Annotated in this window: 20 protein-coding genes, 1 tRNA gene and 1 riboswitch; of the genes, 14 read left to right on the forward strand and 7 right to left on the reverse strand. The window is 73.6% G+C overall.

Features of this window, described 5'->3' with window-relative positions; all coding sequences use genetic code 11:
- Positions 1-22: 22 nt before the first annotated feature.
- The 9 genes from FH609_RS14370 to FH609_RS14410 all read left to right on the forward strand — a co-directional run bounded on the left by FH609_RS14370 (position 23) and on the right by FH609_RS14410 (position 10,673).
- Positions 23-1,318, forward strand: a complete 1,296-nt coding sequence (locus tag FH609_RS14370) for a cytochrome P450 family protein (RefSeq protein ID WP_139674484.1) — start codon at positions 23-25, stop codon at positions 1,316-1,318.
- Between the two features lie 102 nt (positions 1,319-1,420).
- Positions 1,421-2,317 (forward strand): transglycosylase family protein, encoded by an 897-nt coding sequence (locus tag FH609_RS32290; protein ID WP_139674379.1) that lies wholly within the window; start codon positions 1,421-1,423, stop codon positions 2,315-2,317.
- A 360-nt stretch (positions 2,318-2,677) separates the two neighbouring features.
- Positions 2,678-2,826, forward strand: a riboswitch (cyclic di-AMP (ydaO/yuaA leader).
- 3 nt (positions 2,827-2,829) lie between these two features.
- A complete protein-coding gene (locus tag FH609_RS14380) occupies positions 2,830-3,489 on the forward strand; it encodes a transglycosylase family protein (protein ID WP_139674376.1) in 660 nt (219 codons plus the stop codon).
- A gap of 284 nt (positions 3,490-3,773) precedes the next feature.
- Positions 3,774-5,054, forward strand: coding sequence for a phosphopyruvate hydratase (gene eno / locus FH609_RS14385; protein ID WP_139674373.1), 1,281 nt, complete (start codon positions 3,774-3,776; stop codon positions 5,052-5,054).
- Between the two features lie 153 nt (positions 5,055-5,207).
- Positions 5,208-5,723: an FtsB family cell division protein gene (locus FH609_RS14390; RefSeq protein WP_139674370.1), complete on the forward strand. Its 516-nt coding sequence runs from the start codon at positions 5,208-5,210 to the stop codon at positions 5,721-5,723.
- A gap of 96 nt (positions 5,724-5,819) precedes the next feature.
- Positions 5,820-6,356, forward strand: coding sequence for a DUF501 domain-containing protein (locus FH609_RS14395; protein WP_226961650.1), 537 nt, complete (start codon positions 5,820-5,822; stop codon positions 6,354-6,356).
- Between the two features lie 2 nt (positions 6,357-6,358).
- Entirely contained in the window at positions 6,359-7,315 is a 957-nt protein-coding gene (locus tag FH609_RS14400; protein WP_139674481.1) for a Ppx/GppA phosphatase family protein, read from the forward strand.
- Between the two features lie 418 nt (positions 7,316-7,733).
- Positions 7,734-9,155, forward strand: coding sequence for an NAD(P)/FAD-dependent oxidoreductase (locus tag FH609_RS14405; RefSeq protein WP_139674366.1), 1,422 nt, complete (start codon positions 7,734-7,736; stop codon positions 9,153-9,155).
- A gap of 225 nt (positions 9,156-9,380) precedes the next feature.
- Entirely contained in the window at positions 9,381-10,673 is a 1,293-nt protein-coding gene (locus tag FH609_RS14410; protein WP_139674363.1) for an SAM-dependent methyltransferase, read from the forward strand.
- 44 nt (positions 10,674-10,717) lie between these two features.
- Here the strand turns inward: FH609_RS14410 and FH609_RS14415 are convergent, their stop codons facing one another.
- Positions 10,718-11,506 carry an ABC transporter ATP-binding protein gene (locus FH609_RS14415; RefSeq protein ID WP_193318104.1) on the reverse strand — a complete coding sequence of 263 codons (789 nt, stop codon included), beginning with the start codon at positions 11,504-11,506 and terminating at the stop codon, positions 10,718-10,720.
- A 409-nt stretch (positions 11,507-11,915) separates the two neighbouring features.
- Here FH609_RS14415 and FH609_RS14420 point away from each other — a divergent pair.
- Both FH609_RS14420 and FH609_RS14425 read left to right on the forward strand, forming a co-directional pair.
- A tRNA-Leu gene (locus FH609_RS14420) sits at positions 11,916-11,997 on the forward strand.
- A 583-nt stretch (positions 11,998-12,580) separates the two neighbouring features.
- On the forward strand, positions 12,581-13,435 hold the full coding sequence (locus FH609_RS14425; protein ID WP_139674357.1) for a Bax inhibitor-1/YccA family membrane protein: 855 nt from the start codon (positions 12,581-12,583) through the stop codon (positions 13,433-13,435).
- 125 nt (positions 13,436-13,560) lie between these two features.
- Here the strand turns inward: FH609_RS14425 and FH609_RS14430 are convergent, their stop codons facing one another.
- The 4 genes from FH609_RS14430 to FH609_RS14445 all read right to left on the reverse strand — a co-directional run bounded on the left by FH609_RS14430 (position 13,561) and on the right by FH609_RS14445 (position 17,609).
- Positions 13,561-13,887: a hypothetical protein gene (locus FH609_RS14430; protein WP_139674353.1), complete on the reverse strand. Its 327-nt coding sequence runs from the start codon at positions 13,885-13,887 to the stop codon at positions 13,561-13,563.
- Positions 13,888-13,995: 108 nt separating this feature from the next.
- Positions 13,996-14,931: a hypothetical protein gene (locus FH609_RS14435; RefSeq protein WP_139674350.1), complete on the reverse strand. Its 936-nt coding sequence runs from the start codon at positions 14,929-14,931 to the stop codon at positions 13,996-13,998.
- A gap of 311 nt (positions 14,932-15,242) precedes the next feature.
- Positions 15,243-16,451: an acetyl-CoA C-acetyltransferase gene (locus FH609_RS14440; protein WP_139674347.1), complete on the reverse strand. Its 1,209-nt coding sequence runs from the start codon at positions 16,449-16,451 to the stop codon at positions 15,243-15,245.
- 69 nt (positions 16,452-16,520) lie between these two features.
- Positions 16,521-17,609, reverse strand: a complete 1,089-nt coding sequence (locus FH609_RS14445) for an SGNH/GDSL hydrolase family protein (RefSeq protein WP_139674344.1) — start codon at positions 17,607-17,609, stop codon at positions 16,521-16,523.
- A gap of 130 nt (positions 17,610-17,739) precedes the next feature.
- Between FH609_RS14445 and FH609_RS14450 the strand changes: the two genes are divergently transcribed.
- A complete protein-coding gene (locus FH609_RS14450; protein ID WP_139674341.1) occupies positions 17,740-19,170 on the forward strand; it encodes a cystathionine beta-synthase in 1,431 nt (476 codons plus the stop codon).
- 420 nt (positions 19,171-19,590) lie between these two features.
- On the opposite strand, the gene FH609_RS14455 is transcribed toward FH609_RS14450, so the two are convergent.
- The gene (locus FH609_RS14455) at positions 19,591-20,025 is read right to left on the reverse strand and encodes a hypothetical protein (protein ID WP_139674338.1); all 435 of its coding nucleotides are present in this window, start codon (positions 20,023-20,025) and stop codon (positions 19,591-19,593) included.
- Between the two features lie 146 nt (positions 20,026-20,171).
- Here FH609_RS14455 and FH609_RS14460 point away from each other — a divergent pair, with 146 nt between their 5' ends.
- Complete coding sequence (locus FH609_RS14460; RefSeq protein ID WP_139674335.1) at positions 20,172-21,014, forward strand: MurR/RpiR family transcriptional regulator; 843 nt, start codon at positions 20,172-20,174, stop codon at positions 21,012-21,014.
- 179 nt (positions 21,015-21,193) lie between these two features.
- On the opposite strand, the gene FH609_RS14465 is transcribed toward FH609_RS14460, so the two are convergent.
- Complete coding sequence (locus FH609_RS14465; protein ID WP_139674332.1) at positions 21,194-22,501, reverse strand: diaminopimelate decarboxylase; 1,308 nt, start codon at positions 22,499-22,501, stop codon at positions 21,194-21,196.
- Between the two features lie 210 nt (positions 22,502-22,711).
- Here FH609_RS14465 and hutU point away from each other — a divergent pair, with 210 nt between their 5' ends.
- Positions 22,712-24,544: a urocanate hydratase gene (gene hutU, locus FH609_RS14470; RefSeq protein ID WP_226961665.1), complete on the forward strand. Its 1,833-nt coding sequence runs from the start codon at positions 22,712-22,714 to the stop codon at positions 24,542-24,544.
- Positions 24,545-24,572 lie beyond the last annotated feature (28 nt).

Raw genomic sequence — 24,572 nt, forward strand, 5'->3', positions numbered from 1 at the left:
CCGCGAACGGGAACGAGCCGGCGTGCGGGACGGCGCGCACGCGGGCGCGGACCCCTGCCCCGCGCACGCCGGCGCGGGGGAGCGACCGGCGCTGTTCGGACCCGACTTCCTGGCCGACCCCTACCCCGCCTACGCGTGGCTGCGCGAGCACGCGCCCGTGCACCGGGCGACCCTGCCCAGCGGCGTCGAGGCCTGGCTGGTGACCCGCTACCGGGACGCCCGCGCGGCCCTGGCCGACCCCAGGCTCAGCAAGAACCCGTCCCGGCACAGCGCCGACCGGCACGCCGCGGGCCGGGTCGGCATCCCCGGCGAGCGCGGCGCCGGGCTGATGACGCACCTCCTCAACATCGACCCGCCCGACCACACCCGGCTGCGCCGACTGGTCTCGCAGGCGTTCACCCCGCGCCGGGTCGCCGCGTTCGAGCCCCGGGTGCGGGAGTTGACCGAGCGGCTGGTCGACGGCTTCGCGGAGCGCGGATCGGCCGACCTGATCGACGAGTTCGCGTTCCCGCTGCCCATCTACGCCATCTGCGACCTGCTGGGCGTGCCGGCCGAGGACCAGGACGACTTCCGCTCCTGGGCCGGCATGATGCTGCACACCAGCGGCAAGCGGGGCGGCGTGGGGCGCGCGGTGAAGCGGATGCGCGGCTATCTCGCGGAGTTGATCCACCGTAAGCGCCTGGCGCCGGGCGACGACCTGATCTCCGGGCTGATCCGCGCCTCCGATCACGGCGAGCAGCTGACCGAGGACGAGGCGGCGGCGATGGCGTTCATCCTGCTCTTCGCCGGCTTCGAGACCACGGTCAACCTGATCGGGAACGGCGTGCACGCGCTGCTGCGTCACCCTGAGCAACTGGCCCTGCTGCGCGCCGGGCTGGCGGCCGGCGACGAGCGGCTGTTGGCCACGGCGGTCGAGGAACTGCTCCGCTTCGACGGCCCCGTCGAGCTGGCGACCTGGCGCTTCGCCACCGAACGGCTCACCCTGGGCGGGCAGTTGGTGGAGTCCGGCGAGCCGGTGCTGGTGGTGCTCGCGGCGGCCGACCGGGACCCGGAGCGCTTCGAGGCCCCGAACACCCTGGATCTGCGCCGAGTTGACAACCCCCATCTCGGCTACGGCCACGGCATCCACTACTGTCTGGGCGCACCCCTGGCCAGGGCGGAGGCGCGAACGGCCTTCGCGGTGCTGCTGCGAAGGCTGCCGGATCTGCGGTGGGCGAGCGGTGCGCCCGAGCCGCGCTGGCGCGGTGGGCTGATCATGCGTGGACTGCGCTCGCTGCCCGTGGAGTTCACGCCGGCGCGCGTGACGGGGCGTCAGTAGTGTGATCCGCGCGTGATCTGCGTGGGATCGGCTTGTGATCGTGCGGTGGGGACGGCTAGGTTCCCCTCAACCGCAACAGTGTTCGTTTGGGAGGGTCCGCAGATGCGCTCCGGGACAGGTCGTCATCGTCGCCCACGGCAGGCTCCTGCCTTCATCGTCGCAGCGGGCGTCACCGGCGCCGGCATCGCCATGCCGCTGCTGAGCGCCGGCTCGGCCTCGGCGGTCGGCGACGAGGCGTGGGACCGGGCGGCGGAGTGCGAGTCCGGCGGCCGGTGGAGCGCCAACGACGGCAACGGTCAGTACGGAGGCTTCCAGTTGACGATCGAACTCTGGGAGGAGTACGGCGGGTTGGAGTTCGCGATCCGGCCCGATCTGGCCAGCCGCGCCCAGCAGATATCCGTGGCCGAGCGGATCATGGCCGGGATGGGCCGGGGCGCGCTGCCCGGCTGCGGGCTGGCCAGCGGGGTGTGGCAGGAGTACCGCCAGGAGCAGCGCGAGGAGATCGACCGCGCCGAGGAGGCCGAGGAGGCCCAGGCGGAGGAGGAGATCGGCGCCTCGCCCGAGGACTCGTCGGACGGCACCGACGAGCGCCCGGGGGACGCGACGCCGGAGCCCGAGCCGGTCGAGGAGACCCCCGAGGCGGGGGACCAGCCGGACGAGGGGCGGGCCGGCGATCTGCCGGACGAGCGGCCCGAGTCGGAGGGCAACGGCCGGCACCGGGGCGACCCCGACCCGGCGGAGACTGGCGAGGCCGGCGAGGCCGAGCGCCAGCGCGACGAGGCGCGCGGCGACCGGTCCGACGAGCGGGCCGACGCGGGTGGGGGAACGAACGGCGACTATCGGGTGATTCCGGGCGACACCCTCTCGCAGATCGCCCTGGACCATGACATCTCGGGCGGCTGGCCCGCCCTCTACCGGGCGAACGAATCGGTCATTGGGGACGACCCAGACTTTATTCTCCCCGGCCAGCAGCTGGACTTGACCGCCAGCGGTCGCTAAGCGGCGCGCGCCGGGCGGCTCTTGGGTCGCCTGGCGCGCCCCGGCCCGCGAGCGCCTGGTGTGTGACGATCCTCTCGGTCCGTCGCGGAGTGTCCCGCTCCTCCCAACCACCCCTTTTCCTCGCTGACCTGCGAGAAGGTGTCGCCCTCCGGCCAAAGTCGGTCAAGTTGGGGCGATGCGACGATCTTCATCGTTCTTGAATCGTTAGCGCGGGTGTGTTTAGTGTCCCCTCGCCCGGTTTTCCGCCGGGCGTCCGGGGCGTTACGCCGAATCCTGTCGCCGACCCGGGCCACCACGCGCACCACCGCAGACAGGAGCGGGGGACCCAGCACGGTCAACGGCCGCCCCTGGCCGACGTGTCGACCGTGTCCGCCGGACCGGCGCCCTTCGGGCGCCGTGGACGGCTCGGGGTGAAGCCGACAGACCAGCCCAACTGCCCCTGTCGGCCGGGCAACTCACCTGATCCCGAACCCGACAGCTCACCTCGCAGGCGTCCGGTGAGAAGGAACGTCATGCTGTTCTCCGGCACGGGGCGGCACCGCCGTCCCAGCAAGCCCACCCGCATAGCCACCGCCGCCGGCGTCACCGGCGCCGCCGTGGCCATCCCGCTGATCGGCGCCTCCGGCGCCTCGGCCGCCTCCGTGGACACCTGGGACGCCGTCGCCCAGTGCGAGTCCGGCGGCGACTGGTCCATCAACACCGGCAACGGCTACTACGGCGGCCTCCAGTTCTCCCAGTCCAGCTGGGAGGCGGCCGGCGGCACCCAGTACGCGGCGCGCGCCGACCAGGCCACCAAGGAGCAGCAGATCGCCGCCGCCGAGGAGCTGTTGGCGATGCAGGGCCCCGGCGCCTGGCCGGTCTGCGGCGCCCAGGCCGGGCTGACCTCCGGCGGCCCGGCCCCCGAACTCGACACCTCCGGCGGCTCCGCCGAGCAGTCCGCGCCCGAGGAGCAGGCCCCGGAGGCGCAGCCCGAGCCGGAGCAGCCGGTCGAGGCCCAGCCGCGCTCGGCCGAGGCCGGGGACGGCGAGACCTACACCGTCGTCAAGGGCGACACCCTCTCCGCCATCGCCGAGGAGCACGACACCACCTGGCGGCAGATCTGGGCCGACAACGTCGACGTGATCGGCGAGGACCCCAACCTGATCCGCCCCGGTCAGGAGCTGTCCCTCTGATCCGTCACCGTCCCCGGACCTGACGGACGCGTCCCCGTGCCCGGCCGGTGTTCACCGGCCGGGCACCCCGTTTTCTTCAGTGGTTAAACAAAAAGCTTTGCCGTCCCGCAACCCCGGTTGACCAGGCACTTCACCGGGCCTCCCGGCGCGTGACGGGCGCTGGATGACGGCGGCGGGCCGCGAGGCGGTTAGGCTCAGGGCGTCACCTTGGATGAGGTCGACGGGGCGGGCCGGCACAGGTCACGCGCAGGTCGACCACACACTCTGACCCGAAGGAGAACCTCGTGCCGTCCATCGACGTCGTCGTAGCCCGCGAGATCCTGGACTCGCGAGGCAACCCCACGGTCGAGGTCGAGGTGGGCCTCGACGACGGCTCCACCGGCCGCGCCGCCGTCCCCTCCGGCGCCTCCACCGGCGCCTTCGAGGCGCTGGAGCTGCGCGACGGCGACGCCAACCGGTACCTCGGCAAGGGCGTGGAGAAGGCCGTGCTCGCCGTCATCGAGCAGATCGGCCCCGAGCTGGTCGGCTACGACGCCACCGAGCAGCGCCTGATCGACCAGGCGATGTTCGACCTGGACGCGACCCCGGACAAGTCCTCGCTCGGCGCCAACGCCATCCTCGGCGTCTCGCTGGCCGTCGCCCACGCCGCCTCCGAGTCCCGCGACCTGCTGCTCTTCCGCTACCTCGGCGGCCCCAACGCGCACCTGCTGCCGGTGCCGATGATGAACATCCTCAACGGCGGTGCCCACGCGGACTCCAACGTCGACATCCAGGAGTTCATGATCGCCCCGATCGGCGCGGAGTCCTTCTCCGAGGCCGTCCGCTGGGGCGCGGAGACCTACCACACGCTCAAGAAGGTCCTCAAGGAGCGCGGCCTCGGCACCGGCCTCGGCGACGAGGGCGGCTTCGCCCCCAACCTGTCCTCCAACCGCGAGGCGCTCGACCTGATCGTCGAGGCCATCCAGAAGGCCGGCTACACCCCCGGCCAGGACATCGCGCTGGCCCTGGACGTGGCCGCCACCGAGCTGTACTCGGACGGCTCCTACACCCTGGAGGGCAAGTCCCTCAGCGCCCAGCAGCTCACCGACTACTACGAGGAGTTGGTGGAGGCGTACCCGCTGGTCTCCATCGAGGACCCGCTGTCCGAGGAGGACTGGGACGGCTGGCAGGCGCTGACCGCGCGGCTCGGTGAGAAGGTGCAGATCGTCGGCGACGACCTGTTCGTCACCAACCCCGAGCGGCTCCAGCGCGGCATCGACAACCGGTCCGCCAACGCGCTGCTGGTGAAGGTCAACCAGATCGGCTCGCTCACCGAGACCCTGGACGCCATGGAGCTGGCCCAGCGCAACGGCTTCAAGTGCATGATGTCCCACCGCTCCGGCGAGACCGAGGACGTCACCATCGCCGACCTGGCCGTCGCCACCAACTGCGGCCAGATCAAGACCGGCGCCCCCGCCCGTTCCGAGCGGGTCGCCAAGTACAACCAGCTGCTGCGCATCGAGGAGATCCTCGACGACGCCGCCGTCTACGCCGGCCGCAGCGCCTTCCCGCGCTTCAAGGGCTGACCGCGCGCGGGCGGCCCCGGCGCCCGGCGCGCACCGCCCGCCCGGCGCTCCTCGGCCGCCCGTTCGTGTCCCCCGACCGGTCCCCGCCGTCCGTCCCGTACGGTGGCGGGGACGAGTCGTGGGCAGTCCACGCGAGGGCGACAGGGAGGCGATGTGGCCGCGCAGCGGGACCGGTTCTCCACCGCCACCCGGTTGCGGGCGCTCGGCGAGCAGGCCGCCGCCCGGGTCTACCGGGCGCAGAGCCGCCGGCTCGCCCGGCCGCGCCGGGGCGGCGGCCAGCAGCGGCGCGGCCGGCTCACCGGCAGGGCCGCGCTGCTGGCGCTGGTGGTCTGCTCGTTGGTGGTCGCCCTCGCCTATCCGCTGCGCCAGTACGTGCAGCAGCGCTCGGAGATCTCCGAGCAGCGGCGGCTGGCCAAGGAGGCCGCCGACCGCGTCGAGGAGCTGCGGGACGCCAAGGCCCGCTGGCAGGACGAGGCCTATGTCGAACGGCAGGCCAGGGAGCGGCTGCGCTATGTGCGGCCCGGCGAGATCGGCTATGTCCTGCCCGACGGCGCCCCCGGCGCGGACGCCGGCAGTGACGAACGGCTGCGCACCCGGGGGACGTTGGCGCCCCGCCCCTGGCACCAGAACCTGTGGGACGGCGTCGACCGGGCCGACCGGCCCCGGTGAGCGGCCCGGCCGCCGCGTCCGCGACACTCGTTGTTCCCTGGGAGGCGCCGCTCGCCGCGCCCTCCCGTGAGTTGTCCCCCTGAGAAGAGTTCACCCGTGGAAACCCCGACCCCGACCGACGTTGCGGTGATCGAGGAGCAGCTCGGCCGCCCCCCGCGCGGGCTGCGCGCGGTCGCGCACCGCTGCCCGTGCGGCAACCCCGACGTGGTGGAGACGGCGCCCCGGCTGCCCGACGGCGCCCCGTTCCCCACCACCTACTACCTGACCTGCCCGCGCGCCGCCTCCGCCATCGGCACCCTGGAGGCCAACGGCGTGATGCGGGAGATGACCGAGCGGCTGGCCGCCGACCCGGAGCTGGCCGCCGCCTACCGGGCGGCCCACGAGGACTACCTGGCGCGGCGGGACGCGATCGAGGTGCTGGCCGGCTTCCCCAGCGCCGGCGGGATGCCGGAGCGGGTCAAGTGCCTCCATGTGCTGGTCGCGCACGCGCTGGTCGCGGGACCCGGCGTCAACCCGCTGGGCGACGAGGCCCTGGCCATGCTGCCCGAGTGGTGGCGCGCCGGCCGCTGCGCCACCGGAGCCGCCGCCGAGGCCAAGGCCGGCCCGCACCCCGCGCGAGGAGAGAACGCATGAGCCTGACGACCGCCGCCGCCATCGACTGCGGCACCAACTCGATCCGGCTGCTGGTGGCCGACGCCGACCCGGAGACCGGTCAACTGGTCGACCGCGAGCGGCGGATGGAGATCGTCCGGCTGGGCCAGGGCGTGGACCGCACCGGCCGGTTGGCGCCCGAGGCGCTGGCCCGCACCCTGGCGGCGTGCCGGGACTACGCGGCGGCGATCGCCGCCCACGGGGTGACCCCCGACCGGCTGCGGTTCGTCGCCACCTCGGCCTCCAGGGACGCCGAGAACCGCGACGACTTCGTGCGGGGCGTCAAGGAGATCCTGGGCGTGGTGCCCGAGGTGATCACCGGGGACGAGGAGGCCGCGCTCTCCTTCACCGGCGCGACGCGGGAGCTGGCCGGCCGGCCCGAGGTGGCGCGGCCGTTCCTGGTGATGGACATCGGCGGCGGCTCCACCGAGTTCGTGCTGGGCGACGATCGGGTGTCGGCGGCGCGCAGCGTGGACATCGGCTGCGTCCGGCTCACCGAGCGGCATCTGACGACGGCCGACGGCGCGGTGGCGGACCCGCCGGGGCCCGAGGCGCTGGCCGCGCTGACCGCCGACATCGACGCGGCCCTCGAACTGGCCGCCGAGCGCGTGCCGTTGGAGCGCGCCGGCACGCTGGTGGGGCTGGCCGGGTCGGTCACCACGGTGGCGGCCATGGCCCTGGAGCTGTCCGAGTACGACCCGGCCGCCATCCACCACGCGGTGCTGGAGCGGGAGCGGGTGCGGGAGATCGTCGACTGGCTGCTGCGCGCGACCCACGCCGAGCGCGCGGCCGTTCCCTCGATGCACCCGGGGCGGGTCGACGTGATCGGCGCCGGCGCCCTGGTGCTGCTGCGCGCCATGGAACGGGCGGACGTCGCCCGGGTCACGGTCTCCGAGCACGACATCCTGGACGGCCTGCTGTGGAGCGTGCTGGCCCGCTGAGCGGGGCGTTTCCGGGTTTTCCGCCGGCTCTCCCGCCGGGCCGAGGCCGGCTGCGGCCGCCGCCCGGCGGGGCGGTGACGAACTTCGTGAAGTTATTCACATGACCGGGGTGCCGACAGGCCCCGAAAGTGTTCCGAACGGTGGACGCCGAGCGGTGCCCGGCGGTCGGAGGCCCCGGGGCGGCGAACGCGGAAGGCGCGGGACGGCCGGCGGCGTCGGCCGGGTCGCGCCGGGGGGCACCCTCTCGACCTGGCTCGTTCTCTTGTGAGGGGCCCGACTCCCGGGTTCTGAGGGGTCGTTGGGCCCGGTGGGGACGAGGCGCCCGGCGCAGTGGGGCGCGAAGTGTAGCACAAAGTCGCCCGACGCTTGTGAAGGGCCTCACGAGGTCGCCCCCGGGGGTGGGTGGATACTCGATGGCATGAGCACCACGGAGCGTCCGCGCATCCTCGTCGTAGGCGGGGGTTACGTCGGTCTGTACGCGGCCCGCCGCATCCTGAAGAAGCTGCGGTATGGCGAGGCCACCGTCACCGTCGTCGACCCTCGCTCCTACATGACCTACCAGCCCTTCCTTCCCGAAGCCGCTGCCGGCAGCATCTCCCCGCGGCACGTCGTGGTGCCCCTGCGTCGCGTGCTGCCCAAGGCAGAGGTCCTCACCGGCCGAGTCACCACCATCGACCAGGACCGGCAGGTCGCCACGGTGGCGCCGCACGTCGGTTCGTCCTACGAGGTCCCCTTCGACTACCTGGTGGTGGCGCTCGGCGCCGTCTCCCGCACCTTCCCGATCCCCGGCCTGGCCGAGCAGGGCATCGGCATGAAGGGCGTCGAGGAGGCCATCGGCCTGCGCAACCACGTCCTGGAGCAGTTGGACAAGGCCGACTCCACCACCGACGAGGAGATCCGCCGCAAGGCGCTGACCTTCGTCTTCGTGGGCGGCGGCTTCGCCGGAGCCGAGACCATCGGCGAGGTCGAGGACATGGCCAGGGACGCCACGAAGTACTACCCGAGCATCAAGCCGGCGGACCTGCGCTTCGTGCTGGTCGACGTGGCCGAGCGCATCCTCCCCGAGGTCGGGCCCAAGCTCGGCGAGTGGGGCCTGGAACACCTCAAGCAGCGCGGCATCGAGGTGCACCTCAAGACCTCCCTGAAGTCCTGCGTCGACGGCCACGTGGTGCTCAGCAACGGCGTCGAGCTGGACTCGAACACCCTGGTCTGGACGGCCGGCGTCAAGCCCAACCCGGCGCTCGCCGACTTCGGGCTGCCGCTGGGCCCCAGGGGCCACGTGGACACCGAGCCCACCCTCCAGGTGAAGGGCACCGGCCACATCTGGTCGGCCGGCGACAACGCCCAGGTCCCCGACCTGGCCGCGCGCGAGGCCGGGGTGGAGAACGCCTGGTGCCCGCCGAACGCCCAACACGCCCTGCGCCAGGCCAAGGTGCTCGGCGACAACGTCATCGCCGGGATGCGCGGCTTCCCGCAGCACGAGTACAAGCACGCCAGCATGGGCGCGGTCGCCGGCCTCGGCCTGCACAAGGGCGTGGCCATGATCAAGCTGGGCCGGCTGTCGCTCCGCTTCCGCGGCCGCATCGGCTGGTACCTGCACCGTGGCTACCACGGCATGGCCGTCCCGACCTGGAACCGCAAGATCCGGGTCTTCGCCGACTGGACGCTGGGCCTCTTCCTCAAGCGCGAGGTCGTCTCGCTGGGCGCCATGGAGCACCCGCGCGACGAGTTCCACGAGGCGGCGGCGCCCGTCCCGGCCCCGGCCAGGCCGGTCGAGCGGCCGGCCGGCGCGGCCGAGGAGCGCCCGGCCAGGGAGCGCTCGGAGGCCCGCGCGGGCTGACCGAAGGGCCCTTCGAGGCCCCGATCCACCGCACGCCGAGGGCGGGCGACCCACGCGGTCGCCCGCCCGCAGCGTGTTCGGGTCACGGGGTGGGCCGGGCGGCCCAATCGAGGGGGCGGTGTGGGGGGAATCGCGCGGAATCGGCGGCGGATCGGCGGCGTTCAACGAGAGCTGGACGCCAAGGTAACCGTGGGCAGTTTGTCCAAATCTGCGGAGGTTTGTCTCGTGACTGTCGCTCCCCGCCTCGCCGCTCTCACCGAACAGCTCCTCGGCTCCCCGCTTCCGCTCCGCCTCCGGGCGTGGGACGGCAGCGAGGCCGGGCCGACCGAGGGGCCCGTCATCGTGGTCCGACGCCGCCGGGCACTGCGTCGGATGCTCTTCCGGCCCGGCGAACTCGGCCTCGCCCGCGCCTGGGTGGCCGGCGACATCGACGTCGACGGCGACCTGTACGAGGCGCTCGCCGCGCTCTCCGAACTGGTCTGGGACCGCGCGGACGCGCCGGCCGTCCCGCGCACCCGGATGCTGTCCGTCGTCCCCGAACTCCTCGCCCTCTCCGGGCCGCTGCCGCTGCCGGTCCGCCCGCCCCGCGAGGAGGACCGCCGCCGCCGGCCGGGAACCGCGCACTCCCAGCGCCGGGACCGCCGGGCCATCAGCCACCACTACGACGTCGGCAACGAGTTCTACGAGCTGGTGCTCGGCCCCTCCATGGTCTACTCCTGCGCGGTCTGGGGCCCCGGCACCGACGACCTCCAGGACGCCCAGGCCGCCAAGCTCGACCTGATCTGCCGCAAGCTGGGGCTGCGCGAGGGGCAACGACTGCTCGATGTCGGCTGCGGCTGGGGCTCGTTGGTGCTGCACGCCGCCCAGCACTACGGCGTGCGGGCGGTCGGCGTGACGCTCTCCGCCGAGCAGGCCGAGTACGCCAGGGAGCGCGTCGCCAAGGAGGACCTGACCGACCGCGTCGAGATCAGGGTCCAGGACTACCGCCAGGTGACCGACGGCCCCTTCGACGCCGTCGCCTCCGTCGGCATGGCCGAACACGTCGGCACCGCCCGCTACCAGGAGTACGCCGACCGGCTCTTCCGGCTGCTGCGCCCCGGCGGCCGGCTGCTCAACCACCAGATCGCCCGCCGGCCGCTGGCCGACGAGGGCAGTTACCGGATCGACCCGTTCATCGACGCCTATGTCTTCCCCGACGGCGAACTCGCCCCGGTGGGGCGCACGGTGAACCTGCTGGAACGTTCGGGCCTTGAGGTGCGGGACGTCGAGTCGCTCCGCGAGCACTATGCGCTGACGCTGCGCCGCTGGGTGCGCAACCTGGAGCAGGGCTGGGACCAGGCGGTGCGGCTGGTCGGCCCGGCCAGGGCGCGGATCTGGCGGCTCTACATGGCCGCGTCCGCGCTCCAGTTCGAGCGCGGCCGGATCGGCGTCAACCAGATCCTCGCGGTCCGCACCCCGGACGACGGCGCCTCGGGGCTGCCGCTGCGGCCGCGCTCCTGGGTCGAGCTGACGAGCTGACGAGCTGACCTCCCGGCCGGCCGCCGGCCGGGAGCCCCCGCCGCTCAGGGACCGGTGTGGCCCCTGGCGTCGTACCGCTTCATGTGTTCCAGGACCCGCTCCGCCGTGGGGGCCGGCATGTCGTCCACGACCCGGCCGTCGGCGAGGAAGACCGCGCGGTCCGCGTAGCCGGCCGCGACCGGGTCGTGGGTGACCATCACCACGGTCTGCCCCAACTCCCGGACGGAGTTGCGCAGAAAGCCCAGGATCTCGGCGCCGGCCCGCGAGTCCAGGTTGCCGGTGGGCTCGTCGGCGAAGACGATCTCCGGCCGGCCGGCCAGCGCGCGGGCGACCGCCACCCGCTGCTGCTGGCCGCCGGAGAGCTGGGCCGGCCGGTGCCTGAGGCGGTCCCCGAGCCCGACCGTGGAGATCACCTGGTCCAGCCACTCCCGGTCGGGCTTGGTCCCGGCGATGCCCATCGGCAACGTGATGTTCTCCAGCGCGTTGAGTGTGGGCAGCAGGTTGAACGTCTGGAAGACGAACCCGACGCGGTCCCTGCGGAGTTGGGTCAGCCGGCGGTCGCTCAGCCCGTTCAGCTCCGTGTCGCCGAGCCGCGCGGAGCCGGCGGATATCGAGTCCAGGCCCGCCATGCAGTGCATCAGCGTGGACTTCCCTGAGCCCGACGGGCCCATGATCGCGGTGAAGTTCCCCCTCTCGAAGGCGACGCTGACCTGGTCGAGGGCCACCACCCTGGTCTCGCCCGTGCCGTAGACCTTGGTCAGGTCCACGGCCCTGGCGGCCACCTCGCCGCCGGGGGCCTCGGGCGTGCTGCCGGTCGAATCGGTGTGCGGCACTGGCGCTTCATGGGACACGGCGTACTCCAGCCGGGACGCGGGAAGGACTCCTCCATCCTGAGCCGAAACCGCCCGTCTGTGATCCCTCCGGCCGCCAACTCCTCCCGCCTTCCCGGGGCGGACGGCCTCGGGTCGGAGACGGGACGGTCCGTCGTCCTACCTGAGGAGGAGATGATCCCTGAGTGTGCGGAAGGATGCGGAGGGTTGATTTGCGTCATCCTTCGCGCGACGGCGGCACCCCGTCCGGGCCAAAGCTGCCTGTAACAGCCCCGTCGCGTACTGACGCGTCGTCAACAGCTCATAAAATCAGACAACATCGCGCTGGGGCACCGGTGTTCGGGTCGAATCCGGCCGTTAAGCTCGGATGACTCCCTCGGCGCCCCGGCGCCCGGTACGGCTTGGGATCTGTGCCCGGATGGTGGAATGCAGACACGGTGAGCTTAAAACTCGCTGGCCTTCGGGCCGTGCCGGTTCAAGTCCGGCTCCGGGCACCCAGAGCCTCCTCCCAACGCCGAGGCGGATCAGGGCCGTTGGCGCCGTCGACCCCGTTCGGCCAGGGTCGGCGCCAGTGCGGCGCCCAGCAGCGGAAATCCGGCGACGACCGCGAGTGTGGTGGCCAGCGACCGGAGTCGGCCAACGCCCGCCCGGCGCGGCCCGGTTGCTCGTCCGCACCGCGAAGGCGCCGGACATCCCGGGGCTGTTCGCCGAGCCGACGGTCAATCCACCCCCCGAGGGCTCACCCGGTCCTGGACCGCTGCTCCTCGACGCCTCCGGCGGGCTGCTCTCGGTCAACGAGGAGGCCCGCACCTATCCGGCGGACCTGCCCGGGGGAGCCACCCTGGGTGCCCGCCCGGGTGCGGGCCCCGGCGCCCCAGGCCGGGGCCGTCGCCGAGCGCGGCACCACCCGGGTCGGACACCCCTGAGCAGCACCTCCCGCCGGCCGGGGCGGGGCTCTTGAAGGGCTGGGAACAATGCGGCTCTTCCAGTAGTTTCCTTGGGTGCACTACCGTGCGGACTTTGCTAACGCATTACTCTGGTAGCAAGGCCGTGCCGTGCGGCCCATGGAGGAGTGAGATGAGGAGCAGCAACCCGGTCTTCACGCGTCGGGGGTTCAGTCGGGACGGCGGCTACGCCGGCTTCAACGCCGGACCGCAGCCGCAGACCGGGAATCCGTACGCGGGGAGCCCTGCCAACCCCTACGCGCCGCAGCCGGGGAACCCGTATGCGCAGCCGCAGGTGGGCCCCGACGGCGGATATGTCGCCCCCACCCGCCCCAATGTGATGACGATCGACAGCGTCGTCTCGCGCACCGCGATCACCCTGGGTGCCGTGGTCGCCGCCGCCGCTGTCGCCTGGATCACCGACCTGCCGGTGGGCGTCGGCGTGGTCTTCGCGCTGATCGCGCTGGGCCTCGGCCTGTGGCAGTCGTTCAAGCGTGAGCCCTCGCCGCCGCTGATTCTGGCCTACGCCGTCACCGAGGGCATCTTCCTCGGTGCCATCAGCAACGCGATCAACCAGTACGCGCCCGGCGCCGCGATGCAGGCGGTCATCGGCACCATGGCGGTCTTCGCCGGTGTGCTGTTCATGTACAAGCAGCGCATCATCCGCGTCACCGCCCGCTTCACCCAGTTCGTGCTCGCCGCCGCGGTGGGCTTCATCCTGCTGTCCCTGGTCAACCTCGTCGTCGCGATGATCGGCGGCGGCAACGGCCTGGGCCTGCGGGACGGGATGCTCGGCGTCGCCTTCGGCGTGATCGGCATCATCCTGGGCGCCTGCTTCCTCGCCCTCGACTTCAAGATGGTCGAGGACGGCGTCGCCTACGGCGCCCCGGAGAAGGAGTCCTGGCTGGCCGCCTTCGGCCTGACCCTGACCCTGGTCTGGATCTACATGGAGTTCCTGCGGCTGATCGCCATCCTTCAGGGCGACTGACCGCCGGCGCCCTCCCGGGCGCCGTCCACCGCTTCACTCACCGGGCCCCGACGAGACCTCTCGTCGGGGCCCGGCGGCGTCCGGGCCGCGTTCGGACCGTGAACGGGGCGCGCGGCGGCCTGCGTTCAGACCCTGAACGCGGCCAGCAGCCGCAGCGCCTCGGCCAGTTCGCGCTCCGCGCGGGCCGGGTCGTCGGCGGCCTCGATGGCGCGGGCGAGGTCGTGTCCGGTCACCGTGATCTGGTCGCCCACCGCCCACAGGCCCGCGTCGGGCACCCGCCGGGTGCCACCCAGGTGGGGCTCCTCCAGCAGCTGCGCCCGGCGCGTCAACGCGTCGGCGAGGGCGCGCCCCTCGGCCGCCGCCCCGCGCCGCAGCCGGCTCTCCGGCAGCCGCCGCAGCCGCTCCACGACCCGCTCCAGCGCGGCGTGCAACTCCGCCGTCTCCACCGCCATCTCGCTCGCCTCCGTGCGGTCGTTCCGTCCCGGAGCATCTCACGCGCGCCGGGGCCGCCGGACGCGCGCCCCGCGCGCTCCCGGCGCGGAGTGCTACTCGCCGGAGTGCTATTCGCCGGGGAGCGTGGAGGCGACCACCCGGTCGGCCAGCAGATAGACGTTCTCCTCCGCGCCGCAGGAGAAGGTCAGCGCATAGGCGCCGGAGACCGCCGAGCCGCCCATCAGCACCGGCGGCTCGCCGGCGCGCAGCGCCGACGCCAGCCGCTCGGCGGCCTCCTGGTGGCTGGGGGTGAGGCACAGCGTGGTGCCGTCGGCGAAGAGGAAGACGTCCAGGGTGCCCAGCGGGCCCGGCCGCACGTCCGCCAACGGGACGCGGGAGGCCGCGAGTTGGGTCAGCCGGTCGGCCGTGTCGCCGTGGTCGGCGCGGTGGCGCCGGCCGCCGGCGTCCGAGCGGTCCACCGGCTCGCCGGAGAGCGTGAACCCCGGGTGCGAGGGGTGCCGGCGGCGGGCGGCGGCCAACGCGGCCGACTCGTCCGCCTGCGCGTCCTCCTCGCCGCCGGGCGCGTCGCCGGGGGCCCCGCCCGCTTCCTCGTGGGTGTCCTCGGCGCCCTCGTCGGCCTGCCGGGGCAGGAACAGCGAGCCCTCGCGGATGGTGGGCGGCAGCGTCGAGTCGCTCAGCAGATAGCGCTCCAAGAGGGCGTCCAGCAGCTCCTCGTCGTCGTCAGCGACCACATAGCTCAGGCCACGGCCGGCCAGCAGCGCGCCCGGGCCCTCGTCGTCCCTGGCGTCCTGCTCCGCCCAGTACGCCCTGGCCTCCGCCAGCTCCCGCTCCCGCTCCTCGGCCAGCGCCGTCACCACGGCCGTTCTGACGTCGTCGGGGGAGACCTCGCGCCGCGCCCCCGGTACCCGCGCCGCGCCGGCGGCCAGCTCCGACCGCAGCGCGGCCAACTCCCCGCGCAGGGCACGCACGGTGTACAGGGACAGGCCGCCCAGGGCAACGGTGGTGCCGGCGCTCACCAGCAGGATGACGGATATGGCGCTCACGGACTCGCTCCCAGTGCTGTTGGTCCCTGACTTCTTATCTCAGGTTTCCGGGGCGCGGACACGGCGTGCAGTGCAAAACGTCATGAAGTGGACAGGTATTTGGTCCTTTACGCGCCCCCCTGTCGGCGTTGACCTGCGCCTTCGTCCCGTCGAGCGGGCGTGGATCACATCCCGGGTCCGCTTCGGTATCGCGCGGATATACCGCCGGGTCGGGACGGACCGGGCCGCGCCCGCCGGCGCACGCCCCCCGTCCGGGTGACGACCCCGCCACCCGGGGTCGCCGCCGTCCGCTCCTCCGTTCCTCGGTCTCCTCAGCTGAGTCGCTCCAGCACCATGGCCATGCCCTGCCCGCCACCCACGCACATGGTCTCCAGGCCGAACTGCTTGTCGTGCCAGCGCAGCGAGTTGAGCAACGTGGTGGTGATCCGGGCGCCGGTCATCCCGAAGGGATGGCCCACGGCGATGGCGCCGCCGTTGACGTTCAGCCGGTCCAGGTCGATGCCCAACTCCCGGTAGGACGGGATCACCTGGGCCGCGAACGCCTCGTTGATCTCCACCAGGTCGATGTCGTCGATGGTCAGGCCGGCGCGGGCCAGCGCCCTGCGGGACGCCTCCACCGGGCCCAGGCCCATGATCTCGGGCGAGAGCGCGGAGACGCCGGTGGAGACCACCCGGGCCAGCGGCGTGATGCCCAGCTCGCGGGCGCGGGTGTCGGACATCACCACCAGCGCGGCGGCGCCGTCGTTCAGCGGGCAGCAGTTCCCCGCCGTGACCAGGCCGTCGGGGCGGAAGACCGGCTTCAGGGCGGAGACGCCCTCCAGCGTCACGCCGGGCCTCGGGCCGTCGTCGGCGGCGACCACGGTGCCGTCGGGCGTGGTGACCGGGGTGATCTCGCGCTGCCAGAAGCCGTCGGCGATGGCCCGCTCGGCCAGCTGCTGCGAGCGCACCCCGAACTCGTCCATCTCCCGGCGGGTGATCCCCTTCGCCCGGGCCAGGTTCTCGGCGGTCTGGCCCATCGCGATGTAGATGTCGGGGAGTTGACCGTCCTCGCGCGGGTCGTGCCAGCCCTCGCCGCCGTGCTCGGCGCGGTGCGCGGTGCGGGCCTCGGCCTCGGCGAAGAGCGGGTTGTGGGTCTCGGCGCCCTCCCTGGGGTTGACGGAGATCATCTCGACGCCGGCCGAGACGAAGACGTCGCCCTCGCCGGCCCTGATGGCGTGCATCGCCATCCTGGTGGTCTGGAGGGAGGAGGAGCAGTACCGGGTGATGGTGGTCGCCGGCAGGTGGTCCATGCCGAGCTGGACGGCGACGACGCGGGCGAGGTTGTTGCCCTGGGCGCCGGAGGGGATGCCGCAGCCGAGCATCAGGTCGTCGATCTCGGTCGGGTCGAGCTGCGGGACCTGGTCGAGCGCGGCGCGGACGATCGTGGCGGTCAGGTCGTCGGGCCGCATCTCCTTCAACGAGCCCTTGCCGGCCCGTCCGATCGGCGAGCGGGCTGCTGAGACGATCACTGCTTCGGGCACGGCTTCCTCCGGGGCGGAACGGGGACGGACGGGCGGCTCGCCCGGGTCGAAGTTACCGGCAGGTAGAGGTTATGTCACGGGCTCGCTCGACCAGCCCGCCCGCCCCCGCGAGCGGTCGGACGCCGGCGCGCCCTCCTCGTCCTGGTGTCCCACGGGCTCCGTCGCCTCGGTGGGCAGCGGGCGCCTGCGCCGGCGCTTGAGGAGCGCCCAGGGCGCGCGACGGGTGCCGCGCTCCGCCGAGCTGACCTCCGTGCCCCCTTCGAGCACCGCGCGCGCCGCCGCGCGGTCCACCGGCAGCAGCCGTTCCCCGCGCGGCATCCCCGGCCGCCGCTCCTCCGGCCACACGCCGAGCGCGGCGCAGAGCGTGGGCAGCACCGCCATGGCCGCCGTGGCGTAGCCGGCGGCGGAGGGGTGGTAGCGGTCGGGCCCGAACAACTCCCGTGGGTGCGCGGCGAACTCGGGCCCCAGCAGCGTGCCCAGCGAGACCGTCCGGCCGCCCAGCTCCACCACGGCGATGGTCTGCGCCGCCGCGAGCTGCCGGCACAGCCGCCGCGCCACCCAGCGCAGCGGCTGCCCGACCGGCTCCACCGAGCCCAGGTCCGGGCAGGTGCCCACCACCACCTGACAGCCGGCGGTGCGCAGCCGGGAGACGGCGTCCGAGAGGTGGCGCACCGACTCGGCGGGCGAGACCCGGCCGGTGATGTCGTTGGCGCCGATCATGATCACGCACACGTCGGGCACCGGGGCCCGCCCCGGCTCGGTGAGCAGCAGCGACACCTGGCGTTCCAGGTCGAGGGAGCGGGCGCCGGAGAGCGCCACGCTGTGCAGCTCGACGGGGCGTTCGGAGACCGCCGCGAGCCCGGAGGCCAGCAGCGCGCCCGGGGTCTGGCGGGCGTGCTCGACGCCGAGTCCGGCGGCCGTCGAGTCGCCCAGGATCGCCAGCCGCCAGGGGATGCCGGCCGCCGCCGCGAAGGCCGTTCCGTAGACCCCGTCGGCGACCGGCGGCTCGGTGTCGGAGGAGCCGTCCCGCACCTGCCGCCTGGCGTACCTGGCCTCGGTGAGCAGCAGTCCCACGGCGGCTCCCCCCAGCAGACTGACGCCGCCGCCCCCGAAGGCGGCCGCCGTCGCGATTCTCCGTGCCACGCGCGCTCTTGACATCCACCCACGCCTCTCGTCGACCACCCCGTCACTTGTGTGGTGCCCAACCCGGCCCACCCCGCAACGCAATAGGGTGCTCTCCATCGCCGTTCACAGCGGAAGAACCCGCCCCTGAAATGCGGAGACCCAGGTGCAGTATCACGAGTCCATGATCCAACTGGTCGGCAACACCCCGCTGGTCAGACTGAACCGAGTGACCGAGGGGATCGAGGCCACCGTCCTCGCCAAGGTCGAGTACTTCAACCCCGGCGGGTCGGTGAAGGACCGGATCGCCGTGCGGATGATCGAGGCCGCCGAGCGCTCGGGCGCGCTGCGGCCCGGTGGCGTGATCGTGGAGCCGACGTCGGGCAACACCGGCGTCGGCCTGGCCATCGTGGCCCAACAGAAGGGCTACCGCTGCGTGTTCGTCTGCCCGGACAAGGTCTCCACGGACAAGATCAACGTGCTGCGGGCCTACGGCGCCGAGGTGGTGGTCTGCCCCACCGCCGTGGACCCCGAGCACCCGGACTCGTACTACAACGTCTCCGACCGGCTGGTGCGCGAGACGCCCGGCGCCTGGAAGCCCGACCAGTACAGCAATCCGGACAACCCGCGTTCCCACTACGAGACCACCGGGCCCGAGCTGTGGGAGCAGACCGACGGGCGGATCACGCACTTCGTGGCCGGCGTCGGGACCGGCGGCACCATCTCGGGCACCGGGCGCTACCTCAAGGAGGTCAGCGGCGGCCGGGTGCGGGTGGTCGGTGCCGACCCGGAGGGCTCGGTGTACTCGGGCGGCTCGGGCCGCCCCTACCTGGTGGAGGGCGTCGGGGAGGACTTCTGGCCGGAGGCGTACGACCGGGGCGTGGCCGACCGGATCGTGGCCGTCTCGGACAAGGACTCGTTCCAGATGACCCGCCGACTCGCCCGAGAGGAGGGGCTGTTGGTCGGCGGCTCCTGCGGGATGGCGGTGGTGGGCGCGCTGGAGGTGGCGCGCGAACTCGGCCCGGACGACGTGGTGGTCGTGCTGCTGCCGGACGGCGGGCGCGGCTATCTGAGCAAGATCTTCAACGACGAGTGGATGGCCGACTACGGCTTCCTGGAGGGCGGCGAGCCGGCGACCCGGGTCGGCGACGTGCTGCGCGCCAAGTCGGGCGGGCTGCCGTCGCTGGTGCACATGCACCCGGACGAGACGGTGGGGGAGGCGATCGAGGTGCTGCGCGAGTACGGCGTCTCGCAGATGCCGGTGGTCAAGCCGGGGGCGGGACACCCCGACGTGATGGCCGCCGAGATCGTGGGCTCGGTCGTCGAGAAGGAGCTGTTGAACGCGCTGTTCACCACCAAGGCGGCGCTCGACGACCGGCTGGACGCGCACATGAGCCCGCCGCTGCCGCACGTCGGCTCGGGCGAGCCGATCGCCGACCTGATGAGCACGCTGCACGCGGCGGACGCCGCCGTGGTGCTGGTCGAGGGCAAGCCGACGGGCGTCGTCAGCCGGCAGGACCTGCTGGCCTTCCTCGCGGGCGAGCGCGCCGGCACCGGTGCCGGCGTGGGAACGGGGACCGGGACCGCGCCGGCGTGACGGCCCGGGTGCGGGCGCGGCCGGCGTTGAACGCGCGGGTGCGGGTGCGACCAGCGTTGAACGCGCGGGTGCGGGTGCGGCCGGCGTTGAACGCGCGGGTGCGGGTGCGACCGGCGTTGAACGCGCGGGTGCACCAAGAGATCCCGAAGTGTCACGGCCGGGCAACGCGTCGTTAACACCGCTCCGGCAGAGTTCTGGATGTCGGCACCAAGGACCTCCGGAGCGGCTCCCGGACCTCCCTGGTCGCCCGGACACGAGGCCCCGACCCGGCCCGTGTCCCCGCGGGGGCCGCCGTCGTCCCGCCCTCGGCTTCGCGCCGGGGTGCGGCGGCCCCCGCCAGTCCTCCGTCGAGCCCCTCGGGCCACCCGCCCGAGGGGCTCGACGCCTGTCGTGCGGGGACCCGACGGTCGGGAGCGGTCTCTAGTCCCAGTCGGACTTCTTCTCGCCGTCGCCGCGCAGCTTGGTGTGCCCGAGGAAGCACGCGTTGACGCCCACCACGCCGGCCCAGCAGACGAACAGCCCGGCCAGGCCGGTCTGCACGGCGGCGATCGCGGAGAGCGGGATCGCCAGCACCAGGGAGAGCGCGGCCAGGCCGAACGCCACCCCGGGGCCCTGGGCGTCGGCGCTCTGCGAGGGCCGACCGCCCCGGGCGATCACCATCTGCTGCTCGGCGAGTTGGCGCCGGACGCGCTTGTCCACGGTGCTCTCGATGCGCTGCTCGACCTTTTCGAGAAACGAGTCGACCAGCTCGGCCTCGTACCCCTCACCCAGCTCCTTGCGGGTCTGCACGGCTGCTTCGAGATCCCGTTTCAGGTCGGTGTCTCGGGTCAGCTCAGGATCACGGCCACTCTTCATGGCGCCACGGTACGGCCTTCCCGAGGCGGGCGGCACGGGGGCTAACCCCCCTATGGGACCGGGGGTCCCCGGGTGCGGCGGCCCGGGGGAGGTTCGGCCGGGCGGCTCGGGTCCGCCCGTTCGGGACGCTGCCTAGACTGACGCGGATGAGTGAGGCGAGCGCGCGCTTGGCGGGCCTGTTCGAGGGGCACCGGCTGACCCCGACTCAGCGGCGGATCGCGCAGGTGCTGGTGCGGCGGGCCGAGGAGGCGCCGTTCCTGTCCAGCGTGGAGCTGGCCGGGCTGGCCGGGGTGAGCCAGCCGTCGGTGACCAGGTTCGCCGTGGCGCTGGGCTTCGACGGCTATCCGGGGCTGCGCCGGCGGCTGCGCGAGGCGCTGCGCGCCGGGGAGCGCGCGCCGGCGGGCGAGGGCGGCGAGCCCAACGTCTACCAGCAGGCGGTGTGGGCCGAGGTGGCGCGGCTGCGCGCGCTGGCGGACGAACTGGGCGATCCGACGCGGCTGGAGCGGGCCGGCCGGCTGCTGGCGGCCTCGCGGCCGCTCCCGGTGCTGGGCCTGCGGGCGGCGGCGGCCGAGGCGCGCGGCTTCGCCTACTTCGCCGCCAAGGTGCACCCGGACGTCCGGCTGCTGGACGAGGGCGGCTCGCACCTGGCCGACCGGATCGAGCAGGCCGCCGACGCGGGGGCGCGCGCCCTGCTCTGCTTCGCGCTGCCGCGCTACCCGCGTGAGCTGCCGGCTGCGCTCGGGGTGGCCAGGGAGCTGGGGCTGGCGGTGGTGACCGTGGCCGACAGCCCGCTGGCGCCGGTCGCCGCGCCCACCGACCAGCTCTTTGTCGCGCCGGTGAGCACGGCGCTCTCCTTCGACACGGCGTGCGCGCCGCTGCTGCTGGGGCGGGCGCTGCTGGAGGCGATGTGCGACGCGCTGCCGGACGCGCAGGCGCGGCTGGAACGGTTCGACGAACGGGCCGCCGCGCGGGGCGTCTTCCTGGACTGAACGGCGCGTGCTGCCCGTGCGCGCCGCCCCAACCGGCGCGTTCCGCCCGTCGCGCGCCGTTTCTCGGCCCGTCGCGCGACCGCACCGTTGCGCGTGCGCCGCTCCGTTCCGTGCCGCTCCGTTCCGCTCCGTTCCGTGCCGCTCCGTTCCGTGCCGCTTCGTTCCATTCGCGCCCGCCGTCAGAGCGAGCCGCCCGCCTCCGCCACCAGTTCGGCCAGGGTCTGCGCGCGGCGCAGCGGGGTCAGCACGGCGGGGCCCCGGCCGTCGACCGAGTAGCCGTAGACGGCCGGGCGGGGGAGCGCGTTGTAGCCGAAGGGCGTGGAGAAGTAGTACGCGCCGGTGTCCAGCAGGGCCACCAGGTCGTTCGGCCGGAGCCTCGGCAGCGGGCGGTCGATGGCGACCAGGTCCCCGGCGAAGCAGCAGGGCCCGGCCACGTCCTGGCTGACCAGCGGCTCGGCGCTGGGTTCGCCGCCCGCGTCGTAGACCGCGATCCGCAGCGGCCAGGAGGCGGGCGCGAAGACGGTCCGCGTCGCGACCTGGGCGCCGGCGTGGGTGACGGCGATCGGGCGGCCGCCGGACTCCTTGGTGTACTCGACGCGGGCCACCACCATGCCGGCCTTGGCGAGCAGCGCCCGGCCGAACTCGGTGACCAGCCCGTACCGCCCGTCGAAGAGGCCGGGCACCGTCTCTCTCAACAGCCGCGCGTAGTCGGCGAACGCGGGCGTGATCTCGTCGGAGGCGAAGTTGACCGGCAGCCCGCCGCCGATGTCCAGGGTGTCGACCTGCCGCCGGCCGGCCGCCGCGTTGATCTCCTCGGCCAGCTCGTAGGTCTCCCGCACGCCGTCCGCCATCGTCTCCAGCGCCATGCCCTGGGAGCCCACATGGCAGTGCAGCCGGGTCAGCCAGGGGCGGGTGAGGAAGGCGCGCACCACCCAGTCGCGCGCCCCCGGGTCGCGCAGCGCGACCCCGAACTTGCTGGTGGCGGTCGCGGTGCTCATCGCGTCGATGGTGCCGCCGCCCAGCTGCGGGTTGACCCGCAGCCCGATCGGGCCATGGCCGGGGTGGTCGGGAAGCAGCGCGTCCAGCCGTTCCAGCTCCTGGGGGTTGTCCGCGTTGCAGGCGATGCCGAGGTCCAGGGCGCGGCGTAGCTCGGCGCCGGTCTTGGCGGGGGAGTCGAGCACGATCCGGTCGGCGGCGAGGCCGGCGGCCTCGGCCAGCGCCAGCTCGCCCGGGCTGGCCACCTCGCTGCCGATGCCGAACCCGTCCAGCAGCCGCAGCACCGGCACCAGGGTGGCGGCCTTGACGGCGAACGTGTGCAGCACCCGTTGACCGGGCGCGGTGACCGCATCGAAGGCAGCATGGAGAGCGGAGGCCGACTCCTGGACGCCCCGCAGGTCGAGCAGGGCGGCCAGTGGCTGGTCGTCGGTGAGGAGGCCGTGGGCGAGCAGGGCTCGGACGGCCTGGTCGCGTCGGGTTGGGAGCACCATGCACCCAGCCAAACACGACCGGGCGGCCCGGGTCAGGCCCGTGCGGACCCGGGGCAGGTGAGTGAGAAACCCGTTGGGAAAGGGGAAGCGCGCCCTGTTGAGCGAATCTATTCAGCCCCTAGAGTGATTGAATATTCCGCCCACATCGGGGAGGCAGGCGCCATGGCAGGACCGTCAGAGCCGGCAGGAACGTCGGGGGCGTCGGGCGCGCTGCCCGGGGCACGCCCGGTGCGGGCGGCGACCGGGACCACCCTGACCGCCAGGGGCTGGCCGCAGGAGGCCGCGCTGCGGATGCTGCACAACAACCTCGACCCCGAGGTGGCCGAGCACCCGGACCGGTTGGTGGTCTACGGCGGGACCGGCAGGGCCGCCAGGGACTGGCGCTCCTTCGACGCGATCGCCGCGACGCTGACCACCCTGGCGGACGACGAGACGCTGCTGGTCCAGTCGGGGCGGCCGGTGGGCGTGCTCACCACCCACGAGTGGGCGCCCAGGGTGCTGATCGCCAACTCCAACCTGGTGGGGGACTGGGCGAACTGGGAGGAGTTCCGCCGCCTGGAGGCGCTGGGCCTGACCATGTACGGGCAGATGACCGCCGGCTCCTGGATCTACATCGGCACCCAGGGCATCCTCCAGGGCACCTACGAGACCTTCGCCGCCGTCGCCGCCAAGCGGTTCGGCGGCAGCCTCGCCGGGACGCTCACCCTGACCGCGGGGCTCGGCGGGATGGGCGGCGCCCAGCCGCTGGCCGTCACCATGAACGGCGGCGTCGCGCTGTGCGTCGACTGCGACCCCAGGGCGATCGTGCGGCGGATCGAGCACGGCTTCCTCGACGTGCAGGCGGCCACGCTCGACGAAGCGCTCGCGCTGGCGGTGCGCGCCCGGCAGGAGCGCCGGCCGCTGTCGGTCGGGCTGCTGGGGAACGCCGCCGACGTGGTGCCCCGGCTGCTGGAGATGATCGCGCCCATCGATATCGTGACCGACCAGACCAGCGCCCACGACCCGCTCAGCTATCTGCCGCTGGGTGTGGAACTGGACGACATGGCGGACTACGCGGCCCGGCACCCGGCCGAGTTCACGGAGCGGGCCAGGGAGTCGATGGCGCGCCATGTGGCGGCGATGGTCGGCTTCCAGGACGCGGGGGCCGAGGTCTTCGACTACGGGAACTCGATCCGTGGCGAGGCCCAACTCGCCGGCTACGCCCGGGCGTTCGCGTTCCCCGGGTTCGTTCCCGCCTATATCAGGCCGCTCTTCTGCGATGGGCGCGGGCCGTTCCGCTGGGCGGCGCTGAGCGGGGACCCGAAGGACATCGCGGCCACCGACCGCGCGGTGCTGGACCTGTTCCCCGAGAACGACGCGCTGACCCGCTGGCTGCGGCTGGCCGGGGAGCGCGTGCGCTTCCAGGGGCTGCCGGCGCGGATCTGCTGGCTGGGGCACGGGGAACGGGCCCTGGCTGGCGAGCGGTTCAACGAGATGGTCGCCTCGGGCGAGCTGGCAGCGCCGGTGGTGATCGGCCGGGACCACCTGGACTGCGGCTCGGTGGCCTCGCCGTACCGGGAGACCGAGGGGATGCGGGACGGCTCGGACGCGATCGCGGACTGGCCGCTGCTCAACGCCATGGTGAACGTGGCCTCGGGCGCCTCCTGGGTGTCGCTGCACCACGGCGGCGGCGTCGGCATGGGGCGTTCGCTGCACGCGGGACAGGTCACGGTGGCCGACGGCAGCGAACTGGCCGGCCGCAAGCTGCTGCGGGTGCTGACCAACGACCCGGGGATGGGCGTGCTCCGGCATGTGGACGCCGGATACGAGCGGGCCGTCGAGGTGGCGGAACGGGACGGGGTCCGGGTGCCCATGCGGGAGGAGCCGGGCGGCGGGGCGGCGGGGGCCGGTTCCGGCGACGGGGCCACGTCGGACTCGTCGGGCTCGGGCGGCCCGGGCTCGGGCGGCCCGGGGCCGGGCGCCGCAGGTCCCGGTGGCCCGGGCTCCGGGGACTCGGGTCCCGGCGCGACCGGCTCCGGCGACTCGGCGGGAGGCGCGCGGTGACCGAGGCCGAGCCCCTGGAGCGCCCGGA

The sequence above is a fragment of the Streptomyces sp. 3MP-14 genome, assembly GCF_006334905.2.
Lineage (GTDB): Bacteria > Actinomycetota > Actinomycetes > Streptomycetales > Streptomycetaceae > Streptomyces > Streptomyces triticirhizae.